This window comes from Acidimicrobiales bacterium, from assembly GCA_035533095.1.
GTDB lineage: Bacteria > Actinomycetota > Acidimicrobiia > Acidimicrobiales > Palsa-688 > DATLUM01.
Window position 1 is genome coordinate 1 of record DATLUM010000035.1, and the last position, 25,967, is coordinate 25,967.

A 25,967-nucleotide genomic window follows, 5' to 3' on the forward strand; every position below is an offset into this window, starting at 1 on the left:
ATTTTTGAAGCCGGAGCCACAATCGAGACTCCTGTGTTCTGGAGCACATACCAAGGAACCTGCGCTTCTCTACGAGTCTGCTTGTCCCTGACTTCAAGCGAAAGCATCTTGTGGCCCGTGTCGATACCCAGAAGCCCGACCGTCTCGGTGTAGAAGGGCATCATCTTTGCCTTGCCATCCGACCCGTAAACTCCGCGGTAACTCCCCGCTCCGATACACAGGAAGACGGGGGACCCGCTGAATCCCGGCAGGGACCGCATCTCAATCAAGTAGGCCGTCACAAGCAGGTCTCGGCCATCCTTAACGGGTTCGCCGGGCATCATGGCGATGTTGCCAAAACGTGCTAAGGGCTCGTTGCGCTGGCCGCCATCGTGGGCGATGAATCGTCCGATCATGAACACGTCGTCTCCAACCCCGACGTTCAACTCGCTGGCCCGAGCCTCCCATTGTTCGCGGGTTTCACCAACCAGGTCTTCCCACTGGATCGCTGCAATATCTAGGTCAGTGTCCTGGGGCGGTCTGAACGCGGCTACCGCTACGTCATCGCCATCTGGATGCGGTTTCCAGGTTCCTTGGGGAATCTCGAAAACCTCAACGCTGCCATCGGCGGTATTGACTCGCGCCCACGTTCCACCCTGAAAGGCCACATGGATATTGGTCACGGCGTAGCGGTAGTTCTGCCCAGTCCGAGTGCTGCGGACGTCAATGAGGAATCCGCAGCCGCCCTGCGGCTTCCCCTGATTCGCATTTTCCCGTGACGAGTACAGATAGAACACTGACTTGCGTATCTGATCGGGGATTCGAGGCACGGAGAACTCCCAGACTTGATAGGGATGGCCCCGTGACGAGTGGAGGGTCACCCAATGACCGGCGGTCATCGTACCCGCCTGGGTGCGTCAAGTGAGTCAGTGCCCAAATTATGGCCTCTCTATGGCCACACTTCATGCACATTCGTACCGGCCGATTCGAGTCAGCCAACCACATCAGTCTCGCGACTAGAGAATTCTCCCTTGCGCAGCAAAGGATTTTGCTCATTTGGAGCCTGATGATGCTAAGAATGGGCTAACGCGCGGAGGGAGTGGGATTTGAACCCACGGAGATCTATGCAATCTCAAAGCTTTTCAAGAGCTTCGCATTCGGCCGCTCTGCCATCCCTCCCGTGAGTTCTCAGACTAACTGCGAAGCAGAAAGCGGATGTTGTCCGAGAACAGCGCCGGCTGCGACTCGGGCGTCACGCCGGCGGCGGCGTAGTCCGCGAGCGGCGTGTCGGTCCCCTCGGTGTGGGGATAGTCGCTGCACGCCATGAAGATGTCGCCGGATTGTTCTGCAAGAGAGGCCGGGCCCTCGTACGAGAACGCGGCGACGCGCACCTGCCTGCGGAAGTACTCGCTCGGGCGCAGCGAGAGAGGCACCGACTCCCCGTTGAACGCCGCAGCAAACGAGAAGCCTCCGTCCATCATCATCATCTGCAACGGCACCCACACCGCGGACAGCTCCATCACGCCCAGGCGCAGATCCGGGTGCCGCTCCAGCACGCCGTTGATGATGAGGTCGGTCAGCGCGAGTGCCACTCCCGTCCACAGGAAGATGGACGACAGCGGCGACAACCGTGCCAGCCCCTGCTCGCCGTACCAGGCATCGTCGAACGGCCGCGGTTGCTCCGCGACATGAAACACCGGCGTGATCCCGTGGTCCACGAATGCCGACCATGCCCAGTCGAGCGACGGATCCGACAGGCGTACACCATTGACCAGACCCGGCGGAATCAACGCGAGCCGCAGGTCACCGCCGCCAAGGGCCGCCAGTTGCCCGAGGAGCCACGACCGGTCGGTCAGGTTCACGTGCCCCACGGGATGCAGGCGGCCACCACCAGCCGGCACGATCTCCTCGCAGATCCAGCGGTTCCACGCTCCCATGTTGACCAGGGTCGCCCGCGGGTCGGGCTCCAGCGGTCGCTCGAACACGATCCCGTAGTTCGGGAACAGCACCGCGGCGTCGAAGCCGGACGAGTCGAGATGACGTACTACAGCTGCCGGATCGGAATAGGGGGCAGCGAACTCCTCGTAGTCCATCGTCGAGGGAAGTCCGTCGCGCTGGCGGTTCTGGTAGGTGCCGATCGTGGACGGCCGCTTCGGCTGATGCGGCTCCGCCAGCCAGATCCGCCGGTCACCCGACACAAGCCACACGTACCCGAGATCGTCGGGCACCATCCGCAGCGCTGCATCACGCCCCGCCGGATCGCAGTAACGCTCCCACATGTCGACCGGCTCGAACAGATGCATGTCGCAATCGATGGCAGCAACCACAGCGAAAACCTCCCAGCGCTCAGCCAAGTCTTACCGCGTTGACCCCCATGAATCCCAGTAGGTGATTCCCTCCACCGGAGGGCGCTTCGCCGGCTTGAAGTCCTGACCCACGGTGTACGCCACCGGGATCAAGGCGACCTGCGTAACCTTGTCGAAGGGGATTCCGAGCAAATCGGCCGCCTCTTTCTCCTTGAACAGATGCAGCGTCGTCCATGCGGAACCGAGCCCCCGGCTTCGCAGCGCGAGCATGAAGTTCCATGCCGCCGGGATGATCGACCCGTACGTCGAGGCGGAGACGATGTTCGGCGCCTTGTCGGCCCGCCCTTCGATGCACGGGATCACGTGCACCGGGACGCGGCCGAGGATCTCGGTGAGATGAAGCGCGCTTTCGTAGACCCGCCGCGTCTGGTCGTCCTTCTCCTGGCCGGCGGCGGCTTTCAGATAGCCCGCGCCTCCCTCGGAGTACATACGCGCCAGTTCCGATCGTTTGTCCGGGTCGGTTACGACTACCCAGCGCCATCCCTGGGCGTTGCTTCCAGTCGGTGCCTGGATGGCCAGGCGCAGGCAGTCGAGGATCACCGACTCCTCGACGGGCCGGTCGAGGTCGAGCCTCTTGCGTACGGCGCGCGTGGTCGTGAGCAGCCGGTCGGTGACGGAGGTGTCGAAGGTCATTGGTTCTCCTTGTTGCTCGGCACGACGGTGGAACGTAGGTCGTGTATCCACTTGTCAGCGGCCCGCCACGCGCGGTCGGCGTGTCGGCGGCGGTCAGCGCCGTGTTCGCCCGCCGCGGGGTAGGAACCGAGGAACTTCAGCTTCCTCAGCCCGGTGTGCAGGTCGCGCAAGCAGTCCGCAACGACCTCGTCCGCGACGTGTCCCTCGAAGTCGATAATGAAGCAGTACTCGCCGAGCCCCTTCTTCGTCGGGCGCGATTCCAGCTTTACCAGGTTCAGATCGCGCGCGGAGAACTGCCCCAGGATCCCGTGCAGACTCCCTGGATGGTCCGACGACTGAAAGCAGACGATGCTCGTCTTGTCGTGACCGGTCGGCGCGGGGATCCCGTTCTCCGGGCGCGTGACCAGCACAAAACGCGTCGAGTTGTCGACGTGGTCCTCGATGCCTCCGGCCACCACTTCCAGGCCGTACAGCTCGGCAGCGAGCACCGTCCCGATCGCTGCGGTCGCAGGATCGCGCTCCTCGCCGACCTGCCTCACCGCCTCTGCGGTCGACGTCGCCGCCACCTCCTGCACGTCGGGCAGGTTCGCGCTCAACCACGCCCGGCACTGTCCCGTCGCATGCGGAAAAGACACCACCCTCTTGATCTGCGCCACCTCCGCCCCTGGGACCGCGAGGAGGTTCTGGGTGACAGGCAGGACGACCTCGCCGACGATTATCAGGTCCCGCTCGAACACGAGTTGGTCCAGCGCGATGGACACGGTCCCCTCGATCGAGTTCTCCAGCGCAACGAACCCGTAGTCGACGGCACCGTCGGCGACGCCGGCGAGGACGTGCACGAAGGACGAGAGCGGTCGGCGCTGCGCCCCGGCGAGACCGGGGTCGCTGCGCAACGCCTCCTCGGTGAAGGTGCCCGACGGTCCCAGGAAGCCGATCGTGGCGTGCGGGGAGACGGCACCGGTCATGGGCGGGCAGGATAGAGCCGTAATGGATGCCGCCGCCCTTCGAAAACTGCTCGACCGGCTCGCCGCCGGCGACGTCGACGCCGACGAGGTGGTCCGCCGCCTGCGCCGGTTGCCGTTTGCCGAGCTGGGGTACGCGATGGTCGACCACCACCGCGAACTCCGCCAGGGGTTGCCCGAAGCCGTCTACGGACCGGGGAAAAGACCCGACCAGTGCGTGGGGATCGTCGGCGAGCTGCTGTCGGCCGGTGGCGAGAGCGACGGTGGCGGGCCGGTGGTGCTCAGCCGGGCTGACGAGGAGCAGATCGCCGCGGTCTGTGCCGCGTTTCCCGGCGCGGTGGTGACGGGCTCGACCGTCGTTTGGCGACCGGCGTCTTTGAGGGAAGAAGCGGTTCTGGTGGTCACGGCCGGCACAGCGGATCTAGAGGTGGCGGAGGAGTGCCGGGCGACGCTGCGTGCGTTCGGGTTCGGCGCCGCGCTGGTGGCCGACGTCGGAGTCGCCGGCGTGCACCGCTTGCTCGTGCACGTCGATCTGCTTCAGGCCGCGGACGCGGTTGTCGTGGTCGCGGGGATGGAGGGAGCGCTGGCGAGCGTGGTCGGCGGCCTGACGGCGGCTCCCGTGGTGGCGGTGCCGACGAGCGTCGGGTACGGGTCGTCGCTGGAGGGCGTGACTGCGCTCTTGTCGATGATGGCGTCATGCGCGTCCGGGATGGTCGTGGTGGGCATCGACAACGGGTTCGGAGCGGCGCACGCCGTCGCGCGGATCCTCGGCCCGGCCCGCCGGCTCGCTTCGACCCCGGAGGTCGCGCGTTGACCACCGTCGCATGGTGGCACTGCTTCGCCGGCATCGCCGGCGACATGGCGCTCGGAAGCCTGGTCGATGCCGGCGCAGACCTGGGGTTGATCCAGCGGGAGCTGGTTGCGCTTCCGGTCGGGGGATGGTCACTCGAGGGCGAGCAGGTGATGCGTTCCGGCCTCGCGTGCACGCACGCGCGGGTTCGGGTACACGACACCCAGGTGGTGCGCACCTACGGCCACATCGTGGGCCTTATCACCGAGGCACGGCTGCCCGAGCGAGCGCGCCAGCGCGCGCTGGAGACGTTCGCGAGGCTCGCCGAGGTGGAGGGCCGACTGCACCGACGGCCGACGTCGCAGGTCCATTTCCACGAGGTCGGCTCGACCGACGCGATCATCGACATCGTCGGCACGTGCGTTGCGCTGGAGCTGCTAGGTGTCGACGAGATCTACGCCAGCCCGGTCGCGCAGGGAACGGGGATGGTCCAGAGCTCTCACGGCGCGCTGCCGATCCCGGCGCCGGCCGTCGTCGAGCTCCTGCACGGGGCGCCCACCTACGGCACCGCGCTCCCGTACGAGCTGACGACTCCCACCGGCGCGGCGTTGCTCTCCGCACTGGTGAAGGGGTGGGGCCCGATGCCGGCAATGGACATCACCGCGTCGGGTTTCGGCGCCGGCACCCGCGAGATCGACGGGCTGCCCAACGCGGTCCAGGTGGTGATCGGCTCGGCGGTCGCCGGTACCGCCGGCGGATCGGGAGCGCAGGGTTCCGACCTCCCGCACGGCCAGCCGGTAGTCGTCCTCGAGGCGAACGTCGACGACGTGACCGGGGAGATACTCGGTGCCACATTGAGTGCCCTGATCGGCGCCGGCGCCCTCGACGCGTGGGTCACGCCAGTCACCGGCAAGAAGGGACGGCCGGCACACGTCGTCAGCGTGCTGTGCGACGTTTCGGCAGTGGGTCGGCTGCGCCAGGTGCTGGCCGACGAGACCGGCACCCTCGGTGTCCGTGCGCAGACGTGGCAGCGATGGCCGTCGGAGCGGCAGTTCTCCGAGGTCGAGGTCGGCGGCTACCCGGTGCGCGTGAAGCAAGGTCCGCGTCGCATCAAGGCGGAGCACGACGATGCCGTCCGCGTGGCGCGCTTGATCGGCCTACCCGTGCGCGAGGTGGCCCGCAGGGCGGAGGAGGCAGCGCACCGGCGGCTGGATGCCGGTGCCGGCCTTGGGCCCAGCGGCGCCGGCAGCGGGTCGGGCGGCTCCACCATCAGCTCCCTCCCACTGCCCGACGGCCCGAGCGACCAGCACCCGCCGGCGGGTTGATCGCTAACCGGACAGGGTTCGCTCTATATGGCCGCCGGACCGCCCAACCCTGTCCACTTGGGCCCGGGCGCCGGCCGCGAACAGGACAGAGAACCACATTGGATCCGCTCCGCAGGCGAACCCTGTTCCATTCGTGGGCAGCCGCACTTCCTCTTCTGGTCAGCCGGCTGAACCGCTCAGCCGGCGCCGGTCCCGTTGAGGATCGACAGCGCCTCATCGTGCAACAACCCGTTGCTGCTGACGGCGCTGCCCCCGTCCGCACGCGTCACGCCCGCCAGATCGGTGAAGCGACCTCCCGCCTCCTCCACGATCACCTTCACCGCCGCCAGGTCCCACAGGGATACGACCGGATCCAGAGCGATCTCGCAGGCTCCCTCCGCCACGAGCATGTGCGACCAGAAGTCCCCGAACGCCCGGTCCCTCCAGCAGCGCAGCGCGAGCGCGACCACCCCGGCCGGCCCGCCACGTTCCTCCCAGCCCGACAGGCTGCCGCCTGACACCTGGGCATCCCGGAGCGCCGACACCCGCGACACCCGGATCGGCGCACCCGCGCCTCCGGGAGCGCCGGCGAAGGCGCCCATTCCGCGCCCTGCCCACCACCGCCGCCCCAGCGCCGGTGCCGACACGGCGCCGACCGTCAGCGAGCCGGCCTCTTCGAGCGCCAGCAGGGTCGCCCAGACCGGTATGCCGCGAACGAAGTTCTTGGTCCCGTCGATGGGGTCCACGATCCACCGCCGCCCCGAGCCGGTGCCATCCGTTCCGCCCCCACTCGTGCCGTCCCCAACGGAGCCGGTGCCGGCTCCCTCGCCGAACTCCTCGCCCAGCACCGAGTCCCCGGACCGGCGCCGGCCCAGCTCCTCCCGCAGCGCCAGCTCCACGGCCCGGTCCGCCTCGGTCACCGGCGTCAGGTCGGGCTTGGTCTCGACGGCCAGATCCGGGCGACGGAACGCTGCCAGAGTGATCCGGTCCGCGACGTCGCAGAGCCCCAGAGCCAGTTGCAGGTCGTCGACATGCTCGGCATCTGGCACGCCGGAACCCTAAGCGAGCGCCACCAGGTCGATCATGTCGTCGCTCCACGCGTCCTCGGTGCCGTCGGGCATGAGCAGCACCCGGCTTGGTGCCAGCTGAGCGACGAATCCGACGTCGTGGCTCACGATCACCATCGCCCCGGGCCACCCGGCGAGAGCGGCGCCGATCGCCTCCCTCGAGGGGGGATCGAGGTTGTTGGTCGGCTCGTCGAGTAGGAGCAGGTTGTGCTTGCCCGCGACCAGCTGAGCGAGGGCGAGCTTGGTCTTCTCGCCGCCCGACAGCGTGCCGGCGTCCTGGAAGGCGATCTCTCCGCTCAGCCCGAACATGCCGAGCAGGTTCCGCTGCTCGACCTCGGGCACGTCCGAAGCCTCGCGCATGTGCGCGATGACCGACACACCAGGCTGTATCCCCTCGTGCTCCTGCGCGTAGTAGCCCAGGCTGACTCCGAAGCCCGTGCGGAACTCGCCCGCCACTGGGCGTGCCTCACCGGCGAGTATCCGCAACAGGCTGGTCTTGCCGGCGCCGTTCAATCCCATGATCAACAAGCGCTCGCCGCGCTCGACGGCAAACGACACACCCTCGAATACGGCAGGCCCCCCGTACGCCTGCGCCAGTCCCTCCGCCTCCAGCACGACCCGACCCGCGCGGGGCGGCGACGGGAAGCGCACCTTGTACTTGCGGTCGCTCTTCAGTGGCGCTCCCACCGCGCCCACTCGCAACCTCTCCACCCGTTTGTCGAGAGACTTCGCCGTACGCGCTCGCTTCGCAGTCTGGTGGCGCATCGACTCCGCAAGGTCCGACAGCCGCTTGATCTCGGCCTGCTGCCTTCCGGCCAGCTTCCGCCGACGCTCCTCGTCGGCCTTTCGCGCCTCGCGGTACTGCGAGTAGGTCCCTTTGTACTCGACGATCTCTCCTTCGTCGAGGTGCAGGACTCGCGTGATCGCCTCGTCCAGCAAGTCGAGGTCGTGGCTGACCACGAGCAGCGCTCCGCGGTAGTCGCGCAGGAAGCCCATCAACCAGTTCTTGGCGTCGCTGTCGAGGTGGTTGGTCGGCTCGTCGAGCATCAACACGTCCGAGCCGGCGAAGAGGATGCGGGCCAGCTCGACGCGGCGTCGTTCGCCGCCGGAGAGCACTCGCAGCGGTAGGTCCACGCGGCCCGGGGTCAGTCCCAGGCCGGCGACCAGCTGGCGCACCTCCGCCTCCGCCGCGTAGCCGTTGAGAGCGGCGAAGTGCTCCTCCGCTCGCGAGTACCGGGCGACAGCACGCTCGGAGGGCGACTCCTCCATCGCAACGCGGAGCTTCTCCATCCGGTCCGCTGCCTCGTCGAGACCGCGACCCGACAGGATGTGACTCAATCCGGTCACCTGCGAAATGTGCCGCAGAGAACGGGGGTCCTGCGACAAGAACCCGAGCCTTCCCTGCACCGTCACCTTCCCGGCCGCCGGTGGGTTGTCGCCCCCGAGGACCTTCAGCAGGCTGGTCTTGCCGGCGCCGTTGCGTCCCACCAGACCGACCTTGTCGCCGGCGCGCACCATGAACGACGCGTCCTCCAGCGTGACGCGCCCCCCTACCTCGATTTTGAGGTTGCGGGCTTCGAGCACCCTTCCATGATCGCGGAGAGAGCGGCGCGGGCGGTACCGGATTTGCGCGTACTGTCCGACGACATGGGCACACGCATCGGTCCCGGCGTCGTCGAAATCGACACGTTGCTCGGCGGTTGGTCGCGCGTCACTGCCGGCTACCTCATAGAGGGGCCCGAGCCGGTCCTCATCGAGACGGGCAGCCAGACCTCGGTGCCGGCGCTGCTCCAGGCGCTCCACGACCACGGCCTGTCGGCCAAGGACCTCGCCGGCATCGCAGTAACCCACATCCACCTCGATCACGCCGGCGGTGTGGGAGACGTCGCCCGTGCGTTCCCGAGCGCGACGGTCTACGTCCACGAGAAGGGCGCGCGCCACCTCGTCGATCCCGAGCGTCTCGTCAAATCAGCGGCGATGGTCTACGGGGACCTGCTCGACTCGCTGTACGGTCGGCTTGACCCGACGCCGGCGGAGCGCGTGCATGTCCTCGAGGACGGCGAGACGATCGAGATCGGGCCCGGCAGGACCCTCACGACCATCGACTCGCCCGGTCATGCCAAGCACCACCTTGCGCTTCACGACAGCGAGAGCGGCATCCTCTTCGCCGGCGACGCGGTGGGGGTGCGACTTCCCGACGCCGGCGTTCTCCGCCCCGCGACGCCGCCGGCGGATTTCGACCTCGACCAGGCCGTCACCTCGTTGCGCAAGTTCCGCGACCGCAAGCCGGCGGGCGTCGCCCTGGCGCACTACGGGTTGCTGCCCGAACCGATGGAGATGCTCGAGGAGGCGGAGGACACGCTGCGCGCCTGGGCCGAGACCGCGGAGCGGGCGTGGCGGGCCGGCGAGGACATCGCCGAAGCCCTGACGCAGGAGTTCAGCCCCGGACTGAAGGACGTCGGCGACGAGCAGCGAGCGAGGCTCGAGACCCTCAACGGGATCCATTCCAACGCCGCTGGCCTGCGCCGCTGGCTGGAGACCACCAAGGGCCATCCCCACCCGCACTGAAGAAGTCCTGCGAACCTTCTAGCCCGCGGGTGCCAACTCCTCGGCGCCGCGCAGGTACTGCGTCTGGTACAGCTCGGCGTACAGCCCACCTTCGGCGATCAAAGATGTGTGCGTGCCGCGAGCGACTATCTCGCCGGCATCGAGCACCAGTATCTGATCGGCTGCCTGGATCGTCGAGAGCCGGTGGGCGATGACGATCGAGGTCCGCCCGGACAGTGCTGCGGCCAGAGCCTGCTGAACCAGGAGCTCGGTCTCGGAGTCCAGGTGAGCGGTCGCCTCGTCGAGGATCACGATCGCGGGATCCTTGAGCAGCACGCGGGCGATCGCCAACCGTTGCTTCTCGCCTCCCGACAACCGGTAGCCGCGCTCGCCGACGACCGTGTCGTACCCCTCGGGCAACGAGGCGATCAGGTCGTGGATGCGGGCTGCCCTGCAAGCGGAGACGATCTGCTCGTCGGTCGCCTCAGGCTTCGCGTAGCGCAGGTTCGACGCGATGGAGTCGTGAAAAAGATGGGCGTCCTGCGTGACAACGCCTATCTCGCGCTGCAGCGACGCCAGGGTGACGTCGCGGACATCCCGGCCGTCGATGAGGAGCGAGCCGTCAACCACGTCGTACAGGCGCGGCACCAGGCCCGACAACGTCGTCTTGCCCGCACCCGACGGGCCCACCAGAGCCGTCATCGTCCCCGGCTCCGCTAGGAAGGACACGTCTCTCAACACCCACGCCCCCGGCTCGGTACCGAGCGGGTCGTTGGCACGGTCGGATGTCGCCTCGAGCGACGCCACCGACACTTCGGCGGCCGCCGGGTACCTGAACCAGATGTTCTGTGCCTCGACACGCCCTTCGATCCGCTGCATCTCGACCGCGCCGGGCCGGTCGGCGACCGCGGGAGGTGTGTCGAGCACCTCGAAGACGCGGTCGAAGCTCACGATCGCGCCGAGCACGTCGACGCGCGTGCTCGCCAGGTCGGTGAGCGGCTGGTAGAGGCGCGTGACGAAGGCGGCGAGCGCGACGACGGTTCCCACCTTGATCGATCCTTCGACGGCGGCTCGCCCGCCGAGCCAGTAGACCGCAGCGGTCCCGACCGCCCCGACCAAGGACAACGCCGCGAACAGGTACCGGCTCATCAACGCCAGCTTCACCCCTGAGTCACGGACTGCCCCCGCCCGCTTGGAGAACTCACGCGACTCGGTGTCGGGGCGGCCGAAGAGCTTTACGAGAAGCGCGCCGGCGACGTTGAACCGCTCGGTCATGGTCGCGCTCATGTCCGCGTTGAGCTGCATCCGCCGGCGGGACAGCCGGCTGATCCGCCCGGCCATGAGCCGGTCCAGGAGAACGAACGGCGGCAGCACGACCAACGCCAGACCGGTGATGCCCGGGCTGAGAACGAACATTGCGGAGAGGGTGGCCACCAAGGTGAAGAGGTCTGACAGCACCGACGCTGCGGTGCCGACGGCGTTCTGGGCGTCGAGAACGTCGTTGGTGAGGCGGGACATGAGCGACCCGGTCTGCGTGCGCGTGAAGAACGCGACCGGCATCCGCTGGACGTGGTCGTAGAGCTGGACGCGCAGGTCGTAGATGATCCCCTCGCCGATCGACGAGCCGAACCACCTGTTGATCAGAGAGAGCACGGTCGTCAACAGGGCGAGCCCGACCATCGTCAGGGCGAGGATGTCGACGAGGTGCATGTTGTGCTTGTAGATGCCCTGGTTGATGAGCTCGGCGACGAGGAGCGGCGGGATCGTGCCGACACCCGCCGCGGCCAGGATGGTCAGCAGGTACACGGCCAGCCTGCGCCGGTAGGGCGCCATGAATCGCCACATGCGCCGCAGGGTGCCCTTGGTGACAGCTGCGGCCTTTAGTTCCTCGGGATCCCGGTGGGCTCCTCGGTAACCCTTCAATTCATCTCCAGTTGATCGGCGTTCACCGTCCGAGCGGGGCAACCACGCGGCGGCCGGTCTTTGTTCCCACCATCATGTTGGACCAACATCGTCTTGGATTGGCGAGGCAAGATTGCGGCGGTGGACCTCCAGCTGCGCCTCGTGACGAGGGCGGAGGCCGAGCGGGTGATCCGCCGGCGTCACGACCCTGGCGATCTTTCGTGGGCTGACGGGTACCCGCTCGACGGCGATTCGCGTGCGTGCGCCTCCTACGTCAGCCACCTGCCGCCCGGCGCCGGACCCCACTCGACGAGCCGATTCGGCTACTACCAGATAGTCGAGGACGGCATCGTGATCGGGGGTATCGGGTTCCACTCTCCACCCCTGGAAGGGGTGGTCGAGGTCGGCTACGGCGTCGTTCCGGGTGCCCGGGGGCGGGGAGTCGCGAAGAAGGCACTGCAGATGATCATCGGCATCGCGGAATCCGCGGGCGTCACCACGGTGGTCGGGCGCACCAGCGACGACAACGTCGCCTCGAAGCGGGTCATGGAATCCGCCGGCATGGTGCAGACCGGCCGTGACCCCGACTTCTTGCGCTTCGAACGCCATCTCGCCGGGGCGCCGTAGCATTCGCCCATGGCACTCAAGGAGGTCGTGGCCGACGCGGGGCTCAAGGCCATGAACATCACTCACCGGATCATCCTCAGGGCGAGTCAGGGACGCCTGCTCACCGCGCCGTTCGGCATGCCCGCCGTCGAGCTGACCGTCACCGGCCGCAAGAGCGGGCTTCCCCGCAAGACGCTCCTGACAGCGCCGATCATCGACCAGGGAAAGGTCGTGCTGGTCGCTTCAAAAGGCGGTGACGATCGCGACCCCGAGTGGTTCCGGAACCTCGTCGCCAACCCCGACGTGGAGGTGAAGGTGATATCGACCGGCGAGGTGCGGCGGCTGCGGGCTCGCGTCGCTGACCCGGAGGAGAAGGCGGCGATGTGGCCGGCGATCGTCGCCTCCTACAAGGGCTACGCCGGCTACCAGCGACGGACCCAACGGGATATCCCAGTCGTAATCTGCGAGCCGGCCGTTTCGTAACCGGTTGGCCTTCCGGTAGCTGTATGGGCCACGATGTCCGCTATGGCATCGTTGGTCCACCCAGGGGCGCTTTGGCGACACACGGCGGCCGGCCTGGCTGTGCTCGGTCTCTTCTGTTCGCTGGCGGCCGGCTGCGGAGGGGCCCAGAAACGCACCGGTGCTTCTCTCGGCTCAGCTGCGGGTTCCGGCTCGCCCGCCGTCGCCGGATCGACCACGTCCTCGACCGCCTCCGGCGGTTCGGGACCGCCCGCCGGTGGGGGACGAGCGGCACCGGCGGTCACGACCACGACGGTCGTCTCCCGGGGGTCGGGCAACGCGAACTCCGCGGCTGCGGCCGGGAGCGGCACATCGTCTCCGAGCGGCAACGGTGCGCCTGCAGCGGCCGCACCGGGGACCTACACGGTCGACCAATCGGGCAGCGTCACGGGCCCCGGCTTCTCGTCCAGCGAGCCGCCGCAGGGGACGCTCGTCGTCGACCCGGTCCAGTCGAACGGCGTGCAGGTGTCACACCGCTACATCGACACCAAGAACCCGCCGGCGAACACCGACACCCAGTACCGGTCCAACGGGCCGTTCATCCTTTCTGCGACCGAGGCCGGCCCGCAAGGCAACACCACCTGCACGTTCAACCCCCCGATCGCTGCGCCGCCGTGGCCGCCGGCGGCCGGGGAGACGTTCAGCTCCCAGGGCAATTGCGGCAGCTTCACCGTGTCCGTGCAGGGCAGAATCTCCGGCACCCAGTCGGTCACGCTGAAAGACGGCGAGACTTTCACCGTCTGGGTCATCGACTCGACGCTCAACATCAGCGGCCAGGTAACCGGTTCGGGAACCCAGGTGGACTGGTACTCGCCGGCGGTGCGCCTGCCCTTGCACGAGCAGGTCGACATAAGCGGCACCTACGAGGCCTTCAACTTCAAGCTGCACTCGGTCAGCGACCTGGTGAGCAGCCACCCGAGCTAGAAGGGCTCCTTCGACACCGCGTCGGAACGCCAGGAGCGAGTGGAAGCGTCCGAGAGAAGATGATCGCGTGCACCGAACCGTGGTAGACGCCTTCACCGACCGGCCGTTCTCGGGGAATCCTGTTGCCGTGGCGGTCATCCCGCATGCCACCCTCGCTGCAGCGCACGTGCTCGGCGGCCGGGCGGTCACCGTGTCGCAGGTGGAATTGGTGGTGTGACGCGCGGGGCGGCCCGGACCCCCGTCGTGTGGGGGAATCCGGGCCGCTCGCCGGCGGAGGGAGTGGGATTTGAACCCACGGTGCCCAATGGACACAACGGTTTTCGAGACCGTCCGATTCGGCCGCTCTCGCATCCCTCCAGGCTGGCCGGAGCGCAATTCAGTCTAAGTGAACGGCCGCTGGACCCGCTGACGAGTCGGTCCGGAAGCCTTCTGCGAGGACGCTCAGCCGAGTCGCTCCGTCCTAGTACCCCGAAGGTTTGCCCAATCATGCGCCTCCTGTCGGTCTCCGTTGACTTTGGCGTAAATCGCCGTCGATACGGTCCCCCCGCAACCAAGGAAATCCCGACGGGAGGTACCCATGAAGCAACGGAGAACGACGATGCTGGGACGACGGAGGCGCACAGCCTTGGCCGGTTTGGCGGCCGGATGTCTGGTCCCGGGTGTGCTCATGTTGAGCGGGAGCTTGTCGGCGGCCGCCGACCCCGGACGTGAGGCGGGTAACCAGGCGGCCGCTTCGGCGCCGACCGCGACCCCGATCAAGCACCTCGTAGTGATCTTCCAAGAGAACGTCTCGTTCGACCACTACTTCGCGACCTACCCCAACGCAGCGAACCCCGCGGGTGAGCCGTCGTTCACTCCGGCGTCGTCGACACCATCGGTCAACGGCCTGACGAGCGGGCTCCTGACCGACAACCCCAACGTCTCCAATCCGGCGCGCCTGGATCGCAGCCAGGCCATGACCTGTGACCAGGACCACGGCTACACCGCGGAGCAGACGGCGTTCGACCACGGGCTCATGGACCAGTTCGTCCAGAGCACCGGAGCCAAGGGCGGAGGGTGCGATCCGAATCAGGTGATGGATTACTACGACGGCAACACCGTCACCGCCCTGTGGAACTACGCGCAGCGCTTCTCCATGAGCGACAACTCGTACGGCACGACCTTCGGGCCTTCCTCGCCCGGAGCCGTCAACGTGACCTCCGGCAACACCTTCGGAGCGATCTGTGGACCCGCCTCCGCCGTGTACAACCCGACCTTCACTCCGTGTGCCGGAGGATCCTCCTCAAGCATCCCGAGTCCGACTCCGGGTTCACCGCAGCCGCAGGGTGCCGGGACGATGTACAGCGACGCGGACCCCTACTTCGACGTGTGCTCCTACAGCGAGGACCACAAAACGGCCGCGGCGACGATCGCCATGGGCGGTGAGAACATCGGCGACCTGCTGAACTCGCAAGGCATCACCTGGGGTTGGTTCCAGGGCGGTTTTGCCAGTCCTGGCTACATCTCGGGCCAGCCCTCCACCGACAACCTCTCGCAGGTCTGTACCGGCCAGACGACCAGGGTCGCCGACGGGGGCTCGACGACCGACTACATCCCCCACCACGAGCCGTTCCCAGTACTACCAGTCGACCGCGAACCCCTTCCACGCACCGCCCTCGTCGAAAGCGGCGATCGGGCACACCGACCAGGCCAACCATCAGTACGACCTCCGCGACTTCTGGGCAGCCGCCGACAGCGGCAACCTGCCCGCGGTTTCCTACCTGAAGGCTCCCGCCGCGCAGGACGGCCACGCAGGCTACTCCGACCCGCTGGATGAGCAGCAGTTTCTGGTCGACACCATCAACCGCCTCGAGCGGCTGCCCAGCTGGAGCAGCACTGCGGTCGTCGTCAACTGGGATGACAGCGACGGTTGGTACGACCACCAGGAAGGGCCGATCCTCGACCAGTCCCAGACGTCACTGGACACGCTGACCGGTGCCGCATCTTGCGGGAGCAACTCCGCCGGGGTCTACGACGGGCAGCAGGCACGCTGTGGCGTGGGGCCCCGGATCCCGCTCCTCGTGATCTCGCCGTTCAGCCGGTTCAACTTCGTCGACGGTTCGTTCAGCACGCAGACATCGGTGGTGCGCTTCATCGAGGACAACTGGCTCGGTGGTCAGCGCATCCCCGGCGGGTCGGCCGACGCCTGGGCGGGCTCGCTCGACAGCATGTTCGACTTCGCCCACCCCAGCGCTCACCCGCTCTTCCTGGACCCGGTCACCGGGGAACCCGCCCAGGGCTCGACTACCCAGTAGGACGCCCCCCAGCGTCGATCTTGCAGCCCCGCCCCCTGGTCAGGGCCGCCCGTGAGGGCGGCCCTGACCGCGTCCGCATCGGCCTCAAGCAAACGGCGAAACCAAAGATTTAACCCGCCGTTTCCGATCCGGCCACCCGTCTCGTCACCGTGCGTTCAACGGGGTGCGCAAACCTGCAGCCGACCAACAAGATTCGAGAGGTGTGAAAAGAATCGTGAAGCGACTCGTCCCCCTGGCACTTGTTGCCGCCCTTGGCGTTGCCGCATGCTCCTCGTCGTCGAAGTCGAACACCTCGTCAACGACGGCCGCTACGACCCCCCCGGCGACCAGCACAACGCCCGTCACGGGCAACCCGACCAGCGCTGTGACCCTCAACGAGAGCGGGTCGACGCTCCTCTACCCCTTCCTGCAGGAGCTGGTAGACCCGCTGCACAGCGCGTTCGCCAACATCACCTTAAACCCCGGCCCCGGCGGTTCGGGCAAGGGGATCAGCGACGCCATCGCCGGTACCACCCAGATCGGCGGTTCGGACGCCTACCTGAGCCCCTCCCAGCTGTCCAGCAATCCGGGGCTGATGAACATCCCCATCGTCATCTCCGCCCAGGCGGTCAACTACAACCTGCCCGGTATCTCCAACCTCAAGTTGAGCGGCGACATCATCGCCAAGATGTACGAGGGCAAGATCAGCAAGTGGAACGACCCGGCGATTGCCGCCCTCAACTCCGGCGTGAGCCTCCCGGCCACGACCGTGGTCCCGGTGCGGCGCATCGATTCTTCCGGTGACACCTTCATCTTCACCAGCTTCCTAAGCGCCACCAACACCGAATGGCAGAACGGCCCCGCCTTCGGCACGACGGTCACCTGGCCGGCGGCGCCGGGCGAGCTGACGGCCAACGGCAACCCCGGCATGGTCCAGACCTGCCACGCCACCGCGGGATGTATCGCCTACATCGGGGTCAGCGCTGAGGCACAGGCACAGTCGGCCGGTCTGGGAGAGGTCATGCTGCAGAACAAGGACGGCAACTTCGTCCAGCCGGCGCAGGCGAACATCGAGGCTGCCGTGAGTGCCGGCTCGGGCAACGTGCCGGACAACCTGGCCGCTCCCCTGATCTTCGAGCCGGGCGCTCAGTCGTACCCGATCGTAAACTTCGAGTACATCATCGTGAAGAGCCAGCAGTCGAGCTCGGACCTGGCGATGGCGATCCGGACCTTCCTGGCCTGGGCCATGGATCCCAACGGTGGGAGCACCACCTCCTACCTGGCCGAGGAGGACTTCGTCGCCCTTCCTTCGAGCGTGGTCCCGAAGGTTCAGGCGGCCATAGCCAAGATCACCGGTTAGTGGACCGCTAACGTCCTGTGGTTGCCACGTAGACGCAAGGTGAGCATCTCCACCCCCGAACGCGAGCGCGCCCCGCTGACAAGCTTCCATCGCTTGCCGGCACGGGCGCGCCGGCGTCTGGAGCTCGACCGCACGGATCGGGTCATCCGGGCGATTCTTGCCGCAGCGGCGCTCATACCGGCCCTGGTCCTTGCTTTCCTGGCTTACAAGCTGCTGACCTATTCGTGGCCGGCGATCAGGTTCAACGGGTGGGGCTTCTTCACAGGGCGCACGTTTACCCTCGGCAACCTCTACGGCGGCACTGACGAGGTACGCAACGGCTACCACGCGGCACACGGTGCCAAGTTCGAGATCCTGCCGCTGCTGTTCGGCACCATGGTCTCGTCCCTGATCGCCCTGGTGCTCGCGGTGCCGGTGTCGGTGGCCGGCGCGGTCCTCCTGGTCGAGAAGCTGCCGGCCCGTCTGCAGTCACCGTTCGGGGTGTTCCTCGAGCTTCTCGCCGGCATCCCCAGCGTGATCTTCGGGTTGTGGGGTGTCTACACCTTCGGGCCACTGATGAGCCGGACGGTCTATCGCTGGCTGGCCGATCTCCACATCCCCTGGATGACCGGCCCCACGGGTGCTGGCCAGGGACTGCTCACCGCCTCTCTGGTCCTGGCCGTCATGATCGTGCCGATCATCGCCTCGATCACCCGTGAACTGGTCCGCTCGGTGCCTTCGTCCGCCAAGGAAGGCGCCATCGCGTTGGGGCTGACGCCGTCGGAGACGGTCCGCGCCGTGACGCTGCCCTTCATCCGCACCGGCGTCATCGCCGCCGCGATCCTGGGCTGGGGCAGGGCGCTGGGAGAGACCATCGCGGTGCTTCTCATCAGCGGCGACGCCCTCAACATTTACCCGCACAGCATCTTCGCCCCCTTCTCCACTATGGCCGCGACGATCGCGGCGATGCTCGACGGGGCCCTCACCGACCCCACCCACATGGGACTTCGTTCCCTGGGCGAGCTCGGATTGGTTCTCCTGGTTCTCACCTTGGTTACCAACTTCGGCGGGCGCCTCCTGACACGACGCTTCAGCGACACCGGGCTGCCAATCGGCAGGGGCGTCTGATGCGGCGCCGGACCCTCCTCGACCGCCTCTTCTGGGGTGGCGCCTGGCTGGCCTTCGTCTTCATTGCCGCGCCGGCCATCGCCGTGGTCATGGGCGTGTTCCACCAGGCCTGGCCCGCCTTCGGTTGGTCCCTTTTCGTCAACCGCACCAACACGATCGGGGTGGAGAACGGGATACTGGGGACGCTCATGCTCCTCGTAGGTGTGCTGGTCATCGCAGGCACCATCGGGGTCGCGGCGGGGATCTACCTCGCGGAATACGCCGGTGGGCGGACAGAACAGGCGCTGCGGTTCTTCTCGGAGGTGCTGTCGGGAAGCCCGTCGATCGTGATCGGGTACATCGGCTACATCACACTGGTGATCGGCTTCCACTGGGGCTACTCCTACATGGCCGCCGTCATCGCCCTGTCGGTGCTGATCCTGCCCTACATCGTGCGCACCACCGAGGTGTCTCTGCGGCAGGTTCCGACCACGCTGCGGGAGGCGTCCAGTGGGCTGGGCATAGCCCGCTGGAAGACCGTGTCACGGGTCATCCTCCCGCCGGCCGTACCCGGCATCCTGAGCGGCCTGGTGGTCGCCCTGGCGATCTCCACTGGTGAGACCGCTCCTCTGCTGTTCACAGCCGGCTACACGGACAACAACCCGAGCCTGTCGCTCTTCCACCACCAGCTCGGCTATCTCACCGGAGTGACATACACCGACATCTCGATCCCGGGCAGCCGGGCGCACGCCATCGCGGCGGCTGCCGGGGCGGTGACCTTGATCATGCTGGTGATCCTGATCGCGCTGAGCAAGGTCATCTCGGCACGCTCCAGGAGGAGCATGGAGCGTGCGTCGCTGTAGCCCGGCGAAGCGGGGTTAGGAAAAAGACCTAGCCGAAGCGGCCGGCGACGTAATCCGCGGTCCGCTCGTCCTGCGGGCTGGCGAAGATGTCCTCGGTGCGACCAAGTTCCACCAGCACGCCGGTGCGATCACCGTCGATGACCTCGGACGTGAAGAACGCGGTGTTGTCGGCGACCCGCAGAGCCTGCGCGAGGTTGTGGGTGACGATGACGATCGTGTACTGGTCGGCGAGCTCCCGCATGAGTTCCTCGATCGCCCTGGTGGCGATCGGGTCGAGCGCCGACGCCGGCTCGTCCATGAGGATCACGTCGGGCTTGACCGCAATAGCTCTGGCGATGCACAAGCGCTGCTGCTGCCCTCCCGACAGAGTGAACGCGCTCTTCTTGAGCTTGTCCTTGACCTCGTCCCACAGCGCTGCCCGGCGCAACGACAGCTCCACCAGGTCATCCAGTTCGCCCCTGCGCACCCCGTTCAGCCTCGGCGCGAACGCCACGTTCTCGTAGATCGACTTGGGGAACGGGTTGGGGCGCTGGAAGACCATCCCGATCTTGCGGCGAATCTCCATCGGCCGTAAGCGGGCCCCGTAGAGATCCTCGCCGCGGTAGCTGACGTGCCCCTCGAGCCGGGTGTTGGGGACCATGTCATTCATCCGGTTCAGGCAGCGCAGGAACGTCGTCTTGCCACACCCTGACGGGCCTATGAGAGCGGTTACCTCCCGCTCCTGGATCTCCATCGACACCGAGCGCAACGCGCGGAACGAGCCGTAGAAGCACGACACGTCCTCCACCTGGAAGACCGGTTCACCGTGAACGTCGGGCCCCTGAATGTCGATCTCTCTGATTTGCTCGGGCCGCAATTGGTCGGCAACCGCCTTCTCCGGGAACACGGTTCCTCATTCAAGCGGGTGGTCTCGGAGCACCGAGGGAGAAACCCCCAAGATTAAGAAGCTGTTCACCTGTTGTTCACCTTGTTGCGGCCTACCGGTTACCCGGGACGGCCAGGTCGGGGCCCTTGGGGAAGGAGGCGGGGACCGGACGGGCCGAGCGAGTCCAAGACTTGTTTCGCAGGTAACCGAAGGGCTACCCGGCCGTCAGCTTCCGCTTACCCGCTCACCATACAATCCGGTGCTATCCACTGCCTTTACAATCGGCGCCGTGAACAAGCGCTTTGGAAAGTCTAGGTACCTGTTCCGGTTGACGATTGCCGGGAGCGCCGCCATCTTCCTTGCTGCCTGCAGCTCGAGCAGCAAGCCGACCTCCACGAACGGCACGAGCTCGAGCACGACGCCGACCGGCTCAGCCGTTGCCTGCGCGTCCGGGTCGATCTCCGGCGCCGGCTCCACCTTCGTGCAGAACATCGCGCAGGAGTGGATCAAGAACTTCGGGGCCAAGTGCAGCGGTGCCAACATCAACTACCAGGGCATCGGCTCGGGCGCCGGAGTCCAACAGCTGACCGCCGGCACGGTTGACTTCGGGGCGACCGACGTCCCCCTGACCGATGCTCAAACGGCGGCGCTCGAGTCGAAGGGCTCCGTCGTGCAGATTCCCTGGGCTGCAGGCGCTATAGCGCTCGAGTACAACCTCCCCGGCGTTACCAACCTGCAGCTCTCGCCCGCGACGATCGCGGGCATCTTCGCAGGCAAGATCAAGACCTGGGACGCCCCGGGCATCCGGGCCGACAACCCCGGAGTGAAGCTCCCGTCGACGACGATCTCTACGGTCCACCGCTCGGACAGCTCGGGCACGACCGGCGCGTTCACCGCGTACCTCGCCGCGGCTGCACCCCAGGCCTGGACCCTCGGCTCGGGCAAGACGATCAACTGGCCCTCGGGCTCGGGAGCCAAGGGCTCCGACGGGGTCACCGCGACCGTGAAGCAGAGTGACGGCGCGATCGGATACGCGGAGGTGTCGTTCGCCGAGGGCGCCCAACTGCCGATGGCCAAGATCAAGAACGGCGCCGGCAGCTATGTGTCGCCATCCGACGGCAGCGCCGTGTCGGCGGCCATCAGCGCGGCCGGAAGCCCGTCGGCGCAGGGCGTGGTCACGCCGGCGTACGCATCGACGATGCCGGGCGTGTACCCGATATCGACGGTCACCTACGTGGTCGTGTTCAAGTCCCAGTCCAACCAGTCAAAGGCCCAGTTGCTCCGGAACTTCCTCCTCTACGCGGTCGGGCCGGGGCAGTCGAGCGCGAGCTCGCTCTACTACGCTCCATTGCCGGTGGGCCTGGTCACTTTCGACAAAGCCGCCGTCCAGTCGATCGCTTAGGTCTGTGACTGAGCTCGAGACGGATGCGTCGGGACCCACTCTTTCCCCTCGGGGTGGGCCGACGGGTGATCGGTTCTTCGATCGTCTTTCGATGGGCGCTTCTGCCCTCGTATTGGTCCTCATCCTCGCCATCGCCGCCTTCCTCATCTGGAAAGCGGCGCCGGCTTTCCGGTCAGCGGGGCCGCGCTTCCTGACTGAGAAACAGTGGTTCCCCGACAACACGCCGCCGAAGTTCGGGATCGCGTCCCTTGCCTTCGGCACCGTGTTGAGCAGCGTCCTCGCTCTCGTCATGGCCCTGCCGGTGGCAATCGGGACGGCGCTGTGGCTGGTTGAGGCTGCCGCCCAGTCCGTGGCACGTCCCGTCGGCTACCTGATCGAACTGCTCGCAGCCGTCCCGAGCGTCGTTTACGGCCTGTGGGCCGTCTTCGTGCTTGTGCCGGCCCTGGTCCCTGTCGAAAAGTGGCTGGCCGGCAACCTCGCGTTCATCCCCCTGTTCGACGACCCCCAGCACACCTTCGGTCGTAACGTCGCATCGGCGAGCGTGGTTCTCGCCATCATGATCCTGCCGATCGTCGTGTCGCTGTCGCGTGAGATACTGAGGCAGGTGCCCGGGGCGTATCGAGAGGCGGCGATGGCTCTCGGAGCCACCCGCTGGGAAGTGATCCGAACGGCCGTTCTGCCTTCGGCCCGCCCCGGCCTCACCGGTGCCGCCATGCTCGGTCTCGGCAGGGCGCTGGGCGAGACCATCGCGGTGGCGTTGGTCCTCTCCTCTTCGTTCGACATCACCTGGAACATCCTGTCTCCTGGCGGGAACACCATCGCCGCCAACATCGCCACCAAATTCGGAGAGGCCGGACCGGCGGGCCAGGCAGCCCTGGTGGCCTCGGGGCTGGTGCTGTTCGCCATCACGCTCGCTGTGAACATGGCCGCCCGGGCATTCGTTTACCGCGGGGGCGTAGCCGAGGCGAGACCTTGACCGTCGCCGTCGTGAGCAGGCGCCGGCGCGCCAAGAACAGGGCGATGATGAGCATCCTGATCCTCTGCGTGGCGATCGCACTTGTTCCCCTCGTCGCCGTGACCGTCTACACGTTCCAGCGTGGGCTGCGAGGCCTGTCTGGCCACTTCTTCACCCAATCGATGAAGGGTGTGGGGCCCCTGGACCCCACCGGAGGAGCGCTCCATGCCATCATCGGAACCGTCGAGCAGGTCGGCATGGCATCACTCATCTCGGTGCCCATCGGGCTGCTCGTCGCCATCGATCTCGTCGAATACCAGCGTGGGTGGTTCAGCCGGTCGGTCAGGTTCGTCGTCGACGTGATGACCGGCCTACCGTCGATCGTGGCGGGTTTGTTCATATTCGCCTTCTGGGTGCTCGGCCTACATCAGGGCTTCTCGGGACTGGCAGCTGCGATGGCGCTCGCAGTCCTGATGCTTCCGGTCGTCATCCGGTCCAGCGAGGAGATGCTCAAGCTGGTGCCGAGCGCGCTGCGGGAGGCGGCGCTCGCACTCGGGGTGCCGAAATGGAGGACTGTCATCCGGGTCGTGCTCCCCACCGCCAGAGATGGCATCGTTACCGGCGTGATGCTGGCCGTTGCCCGGGTCACCGGCGAGACCGCTCCGCTGCTGCTCACCGCCTTCGGCACGCAGGTCGTCCACTCGAACCCGTTCAGCGGGGCCCAGTCAGCCCTGCCATTGTTCGTATACCAACAGGCCGGTTCGGCGTTCGTCGTGAACGTAAACCGGGCGTGGGCAGGTGCCCTCACCCTCATCCTTATAGTGGTGGTCCTCAACGTCCTTGCGAGATCGTTCACCGCGCGAACCCGTATACGTGATCTAATTCGGAGAAGCTGAGTGGGAAAGCGCATTGAAGCAGCGGGGCTGAGCGCCTGGTTCGGGGACCACCTTGCTATCGAAGGCATCACCCTCTCGGTCGAACCCAACGTGGTCACCGCTCTCATAGGTCCGTCCGGATGCGGCAAGTCCACCTTCATCCGTTGCCTGAACCGGATGCACGAAGCCGTGCCGGGCGCCCGGGTGGAGGGCAAGGTGCTCCTCGACGGTGAGGACGTCTACGGCAGAGAGGTCGATGTGCCCGGCCTGCGGCGCACCGTGGGCATGGTTTTCCAGCGCCCCAACCCCTTCCCGTCGATGTCCATCAAGGACAACGTCGCCGCCGGGTTCCGGCTCGCCGGCGCGCGGCGGGGTCACAGGATCGACGAAATCGTGGAGAAGAGCCTGCGGGGCGCAGGGTTGTGGGACGAGGTGAAGGATCGCCTCGACCGTCCGGGAGGCAGCCTGTCGGGCGGTCAGCAGCAGCGGCTCTGCATTGCGCGTGCGATAGCCGTCGAGCCCGAGGTTCTCCTCATGGATGAGCCGTGTGCCTCTCTGGATCCCATCTCCACCCTCGTGATCGAAGACCTCATGGTCGAACTGAAGTCGCGATTCACCATCCTCATCGTCACCCACAACATGCAGCAGGCAGCCAGGGTCAGCGAAACCACCGCCTTTTTCAACATCGACGGCGTTGGCCGGCCTGGGCGCCTGGTGGAGGTAGGCCCGACGGAGAAGATCTTCACCAAACCGGACGACGAACGCACTGAGGCCTACGTAACGGGGCGGTTCGGTTGAGAACCTCTAGGCTCCGCTCCCAGTTCGACGAGATGAAGCGGGACTACTTCGAGTTGGAGGCCGAGCTCGAAACGGCGGACAGCACTTCTCGCCGGTTGAGCGAGGTGGTGGGCATCCTCCCCATCGGAGTGCTGGTCGTCGCAGAGGATGGCTCGACGGTCACCGAGAACGCCCGCCTGGTATCGCCGACCCCCGATCCAGGTATCAACCTGCTCGTCCAGGAAGCAGCCGTCGAGGCCGCCAAGGAGTGCACCCGCCTCGGCGATCCCGTCACCCGTGAGGTTCACCTTCATGGGCCTCCGGCCCACGTGTTCGAGATCACAGCTCGCCGGCTGGGCAGCGGTGAGGTGGCCTGCCTGGTCGAAGACGTCTCCGAGAGGCAGAGGCTCGCCGACGTACGGAGGGATTTCATCGTCAACGCCAGCCACGAACTTCGAACCCCGATAGGGGCCATAGCCCTCCTGGCTGAGACGCTCGAGCACGAACACGACGCCGTCACGATCAATCGCCTGGCTTCGCATATCACCCGGGAAGCCGACCGGGCACGCTCGCTGCTGGAGGACGTCCTCGGTTTGGCCAGGTTGGAGGGAGGCGACATCGGTGATCGAGGTCCAGTCGATCTGGCCTGGGTCGCCAAGGAGGCGATAGGCCGTCTGGCAACACTCGCGCAGCAGTCGAGCGTCGAACTCGAGCTCGAGGTGCACGAGCCGGTGTCCGTGGTGGGCAATTCCGATCAGCTCGTGAGCGCCATCGCCAATCTGGTCGACAACGCGGTCAAGTACTCGGCGCCGGGTGGCGTCGTCACCGTCGCCATCGGACGGGAGGGTTGCTGGGCCACGGCCGAGGTGAGCGACAACGGTCGAGGTATACCCTCCCGGGACCTGGATCGAATATTCGAACGCTTCTACCGGGCCGATCGTGGCCGTGACCGGCGCACGGGAGGCACCGGCCTGGGGTTGGCCATCGTCAGGCATGTGGTGGAGAACCACGGGGGCGAGGTCAAGGTGGAATCCCAGGAGGGGATAGGTTCCACGTTCCGCCTTACGCTGCCCTACCCCCAGTGAGCCAGGAACGCCCGGTCGTACTCATCGTCGAAGACGAGGAGTCCTTCGTAGAGGCCTTGAGGGTCGGTCTGCAGCGTGAGGGATTCACTCCGAAGGTGGCGCGCGACGGTGCTATGGCTCTGGCCATGTTCGAGGCCTCCGAACCCGACATCGTGCTGCTCGACGTGATGCTGCCAGGCATGTCCGGCATGGACGTGTGCCGTCACATCCGCCGTATCTCGAACACTCCGGTGATCATGGTGACCGCCCGGGACTCGGAGCTGGACACCGTCGTCGGGCTCGAGCTCGGAGCGGACGACTACGTGACGAAGCCGTACCGGCTACGGGAGCTCGTCGCCCGGATGCGGGCGGTGATGCGTCGACGCCCCGCTGGGGGGCGTCAGGATCTGGATCAGGAGGTGATCGAGATCGGCGATGTCCGCCTCGACGAGGGCCGCCGGGAGGTCACCGTCGCCGGCCAGGTCGTCGGTCTGACGAGGAAGGAGTTCGAGCTCTTAGAGCAGCTAATGTCGAGCGCAGGCCGTGTGATCACCCGCGAGCGTCTCATCGACGAGGTGTGGGGATCGGACTACGTGGGTGACACCAAGACCCTCGATGTCCACATCCGCCGCCTGAGGACAAAGGTGGACACCGACCCGGCGAGGCCCAGCCACATCACGGCCGTGCGAGGCGTTGGGTATCGCTACGAGTTGCCTGACAGACGGGAGAACCGTGACTGAGACTCGAAAACTGTTTCATGACGAGCTCGCCGAACTGGCGGAGGACGTGGCGCGCCTGGCCGCCCTTGCGGGCGAGGCGATCCAGTCCGGAACGGCAGCGTTCCTTGC

The 25,967-nt window shown here is 66.7% G+C and carries 25 protein-coding genes, 2 tRNA genes and 1 pseudogene; 18 read left to right on the forward strand and 10 right to left on the reverse strand.

The genetic code is table 11. From position 1 onward, the window contains the following. The 5 genes from VNF71_03090 to pheA all read right to left on the reverse strand — a co-directional run. The coding region (locus VNF71_03090) for a hypothetical protein (GenBank protein HVA73533.1) at positions 1 to 776 on the reverse strand (776 nt) is incomplete at its 3' end. A gap of 294 nt (positions 777 to 1,070) precedes the next feature. After that, a tRNA-Ser gene (locus VNF71_03095) sits at positions 1,071 to 1,158 on the reverse strand. 14 nt (positions 1,159 to 1,172) lie between these two features. Further along, complete coding sequence (locus tag VNF71_03100) at positions 1,173 to 2,333, reverse strand: hypothetical protein (protein HVA73534.1); 1,161 nt, start codon at positions 2,331 to 2,333, stop codon at positions 1,173 to 1,175. A 3-nt stretch (positions 2,334 to 2,336) separates the two neighbouring features. Beyond that, a complete protein-coding gene (locus tag VNF71_03105) occupies positions 2,337 to 2,978 on the reverse strand; it encodes a nitroreductase family protein (protein ID HVA73535.1) in 642 nt (213 codons plus the stop codon). Next, complete coding sequence (pheA, locus tag VNF71_03110) at positions 2,975 to 3,943, reverse strand: prephenate dehydratase (protein HVA73536.1); 969 nt, start codon at positions 3,941 to 3,943, stop codon at positions 2,975 to 2,977. Before pheA ends, VNF71_03105 begins: the two co-directional genes overlap by 4 nt. Before the next feature lie 22 nt (positions 3,944 to 3,965). On the opposite strand from pheA, the gene larB reads away from it, so the two are divergent. Both larB and larC read left to right on the forward strand, forming a co-directional pair. Continuing rightward, complete coding sequence (gene larB, locus VNF71_03115) at positions 3,966 to 4,754, forward strand: nickel pincer cofactor biosynthesis protein LarB (GenBank protein HVA73537.1); 789 nt, start codon at positions 3,966 to 3,968, stop codon at positions 4,752 to 4,754. Then, a complete protein-coding gene (gene larC / locus VNF71_03120) occupies positions 4,751 to 6,055 on the forward strand; it encodes a nickel pincer cofactor biosynthesis protein LarC (protein ID HVA73538.1) in 1,305 nt (434 codons plus the stop codon). The genes larB and larC overlap by 4 nt, the downstream gene beginning before the upstream one ends. A gap of 176 nt (positions 6,056 to 6,231) precedes the next feature. Here the strand turns inward: larC and VNF71_03125 are convergent, their stop codons facing one another. Together VNF71_03125 and VNF71_03130 are read right to left on the reverse strand one after the other, a co-directional pair. Continuing rightward, the gene (locus VNF71_03125; GenBank protein ID HVA73539.1) at positions 6,232 to 7,083 is read right to left on the reverse strand and encodes an inositol monophosphatase family protein; all 852 of its coding nucleotides are present in this window, start codon (positions 7,081 to 7,083) and stop codon (positions 6,232 to 6,234) included. Positions 7,084 to 7,092: 9 nt separating this feature from the next. Next, a complete protein-coding gene (locus VNF71_03130) occupies positions 7,093 to 8,685 on the reverse strand; it encodes an ABC-F family ATP-binding cassette domain-containing protein (protein ID HVA73540.1) in 1,593 nt (530 codons plus the stop codon). A gap of 63 nt (positions 8,686 to 8,748) precedes the next feature. Between VNF71_03130 and VNF71_03135 the strand changes: the two genes are divergently transcribed. Continuing rightward, positions 8,749 to 9,669, forward strand: coding sequence for an MBL fold metallo-hydrolase (locus VNF71_03135; protein ID HVA73541.1), 921 nt, complete (start codon positions 8,749 to 8,751; stop codon positions 9,667 to 9,669). Between the two features lie 18 nt (positions 9,670 to 9,687). Here the strand turns inward: VNF71_03135 and VNF71_03140 are convergent, their stop codons facing one another. Continuing rightward, positions 9,688 to 11,571: an ABC transporter ATP-binding protein gene (locus VNF71_03140; protein ID HVA73542.1), complete on the reverse strand. Its 1,884-nt coding sequence runs from the start codon at positions 11,569 to 11,571 to the stop codon at positions 9,688 to 9,690. A 120-nt stretch (positions 11,572 to 11,691) separates the two neighbouring features. Here VNF71_03140 and VNF71_03145 point away from each other — a divergent pair, with 120 nt between their 5' ends. The 4 genes from VNF71_03145 (at position 11,692) to VNF71_03160 (ending at position 13,816) form a co-directional block, all read left to right on the forward strand. Then, entirely contained in the window at positions 11,692 to 12,177 is a 486-nt protein-coding gene (locus VNF71_03145) for a GNAT family N-acetyltransferase (protein HVA73543.1), read from the forward strand. Positions 12,178 to 12,186: 9 nt separating this feature from the next. Continuing rightward, on the forward strand, positions 12,187 to 12,639 hold the full coding sequence (locus tag VNF71_03150; protein HVA73544.1) for a nitroreductase/quinone reductase family protein: 453 nt from the start codon (positions 12,187 to 12,189) through the stop codon (positions 12,637 to 12,639). Between the two features lie 42 nt (positions 12,640 to 12,681). After that, positions 12,682 to 13,599 carry a hypothetical protein gene (locus VNF71_03155; protein HVA73545.1) on the forward strand — a complete coding sequence of 306 codons (918 nt, stop codon included), beginning with the start codon at positions 12,682 to 12,684 and terminating at the stop codon, positions 13,597 to 13,599. Between the two features lie 67 nt (positions 13,600 to 13,666). Continuing rightward, positions 13,667 to 13,816 (forward strand): hypothetical protein, encoded by a 150-nt coding sequence (locus tag VNF71_03160; protein HVA73546.1) that lies wholly within the window; start codon positions 13,667 to 13,669, stop codon positions 13,814 to 13,816. Between the two features lie 54 nt (positions 13,817 to 13,870). On the opposite strand, the gene VNF71_03165 is transcribed toward VNF71_03160, so the two are convergent. Continuing rightward, positions 13,871 to 13,956, reverse strand: a tRNA-Ser gene (locus VNF71_03165). 310 nt (positions 13,957 to 14,266) lie between these two features. Here VNF71_03165 and VNF71_03170 point away from each other — a divergent pair. The 5 genes and pseudogenes from VNF71_03170 (at position 14,267) to pstA (VNF71_03190) (ending at position 19,181) form a co-directional block, all read left to right on the forward strand. Then, positions 14,267 to 15,100: pseudogene (locus tag VNF71_03170) on the forward strand (alkaline phosphatase family protein). Then, entirely contained in the window at positions 15,084 to 15,893 is an 810-nt protein-coding gene (locus tag VNF71_03175) for an alkaline phosphatase family protein (protein ID HVA73547.1), read from the forward strand. Before VNF71_03170 ends, VNF71_03175 begins: the two are co-directional and overlap by 17 nt. 202 nt (positions 15,894 to 16,095) lie before the next feature. After that, positions 16,096 to 17,232 carry a phosphate ABC transporter substrate-binding protein PstS gene (gene pstS / locus VNF71_03180; protein HVA73548.1) on the forward strand — a complete coding sequence of 379 codons (1,137 nt, stop codon included), beginning with the start codon at positions 16,096 to 16,098 and terminating at the stop codon, positions 17,230 to 17,232. A 21-nt stretch (positions 17,233 to 17,253) separates the two neighbouring features. Beyond that, entirely contained in the window at positions 17,254 to 18,339 is a 1,086-nt protein-coding gene (gene pstC / locus VNF71_03185; protein ID HVA73549.1) for a phosphate ABC transporter permease subunit PstC, read from the forward strand. Beyond that, the gene (gene pstA, locus VNF71_03190) at positions 18,339 to 19,181 is read left to right on the forward strand and encodes a phosphate ABC transporter permease PstA (GenBank protein ID HVA73550.1); all 843 of its coding nucleotides are present in this window, start codon (positions 18,339 to 18,341) and stop codon (positions 19,179 to 19,181) included. Before pstC (VNF71_03185) ends, pstA (VNF71_03190) begins: the two co-directional genes overlap by 1 nt. A gap of 28 nt (positions 19,182 to 19,209) precedes the next feature. On the opposite strand, the gene pstB (VNF71_03195) is transcribed toward pstA (VNF71_03190), so the two are convergent. Further along, the gene (gene pstB, locus VNF71_03195) at positions 19,210 to 20,067 is read right to left on the reverse strand and encodes a phosphate ABC transporter ATP-binding protein PstB (protein HVA73551.1); all 858 of its coding nucleotides are present in this window, start codon (positions 20,065 to 20,067) and stop codon (positions 19,210 to 19,212) included. Between the two features lie 268 nt (positions 20,068 to 20,335). Here pstB (VNF71_03195) and pstS (VNF71_03200) point away from each other — a divergent pair, with 268 nt between their 5' ends. The 6 genes from pstS (VNF71_03200) to VNF71_03225 are packed head-to-tail and all read left to right on the forward strand — an operon-like array spanning position 20,336 to position 25,859. Continuing rightward, on the forward strand, positions 20,336 to 21,448 hold the full coding sequence (pstS, locus tag VNF71_03200; protein HVA73552.1) for a phosphate ABC transporter substrate-binding protein PstS: 1,113 nt from the start codon (positions 20,336 to 20,338) through the stop codon (positions 21,446 to 21,448). Between the two features lie 4 nt (positions 21,449 to 21,452). Further along, the gene (pstC, locus tag VNF71_03205) at positions 21,453 to 22,424 is read left to right on the forward strand and encodes a phosphate ABC transporter permease subunit PstC (protein ID HVA73553.1); all 972 of its coding nucleotides are present in this window, start codon (positions 21,453 to 21,455) and stop codon (positions 22,422 to 22,424) included. Further along, positions 22,421 to 23,299 carry a phosphate ABC transporter permease PstA gene (pstA, locus tag VNF71_03210; GenBank protein HVA73554.1) on the forward strand — a complete coding sequence of 293 codons (879 nt, stop codon included), beginning with the start codon at positions 22,421 to 22,423 and terminating at the stop codon, positions 23,297 to 23,299. The genes pstC (VNF71_03205) and pstA (VNF71_03210) overlap by 4 nt, the downstream gene beginning before the upstream one ends. After that, the gene (gene pstB / locus VNF71_03215) at positions 23,300 to 24,076 is read left to right on the forward strand and encodes a phosphate ABC transporter ATP-binding protein PstB (protein ID HVA73555.1); all 777 of its coding nucleotides are present in this window, start codon (positions 23,300 to 23,302) and stop codon (positions 24,074 to 24,076) included. Continuing rightward, positions 24,073 to 25,140, forward strand: coding sequence for an ATP-binding protein (locus VNF71_03220; GenBank protein HVA73556.1), 1,068 nt, complete (start codon positions 24,073 to 24,075; stop codon positions 25,138 to 25,140). The genes pstB (VNF71_03215) and VNF71_03220 overlap by 4 nt, the downstream gene beginning before the upstream one ends. Beyond that, positions 25,137 to 25,859 (forward strand): response regulator transcription factor, encoded by a 723-nt coding sequence (locus VNF71_03225; protein ID HVA73557.1) that lies wholly within the window; start codon positions 25,137 to 25,139, stop codon positions 25,857 to 25,859. The genes VNF71_03220 and VNF71_03225 overlap by 4 nt, the downstream gene beginning before the upstream one ends. Positions 25,860 to 25,967: the final 108 nt, after the last annotated feature.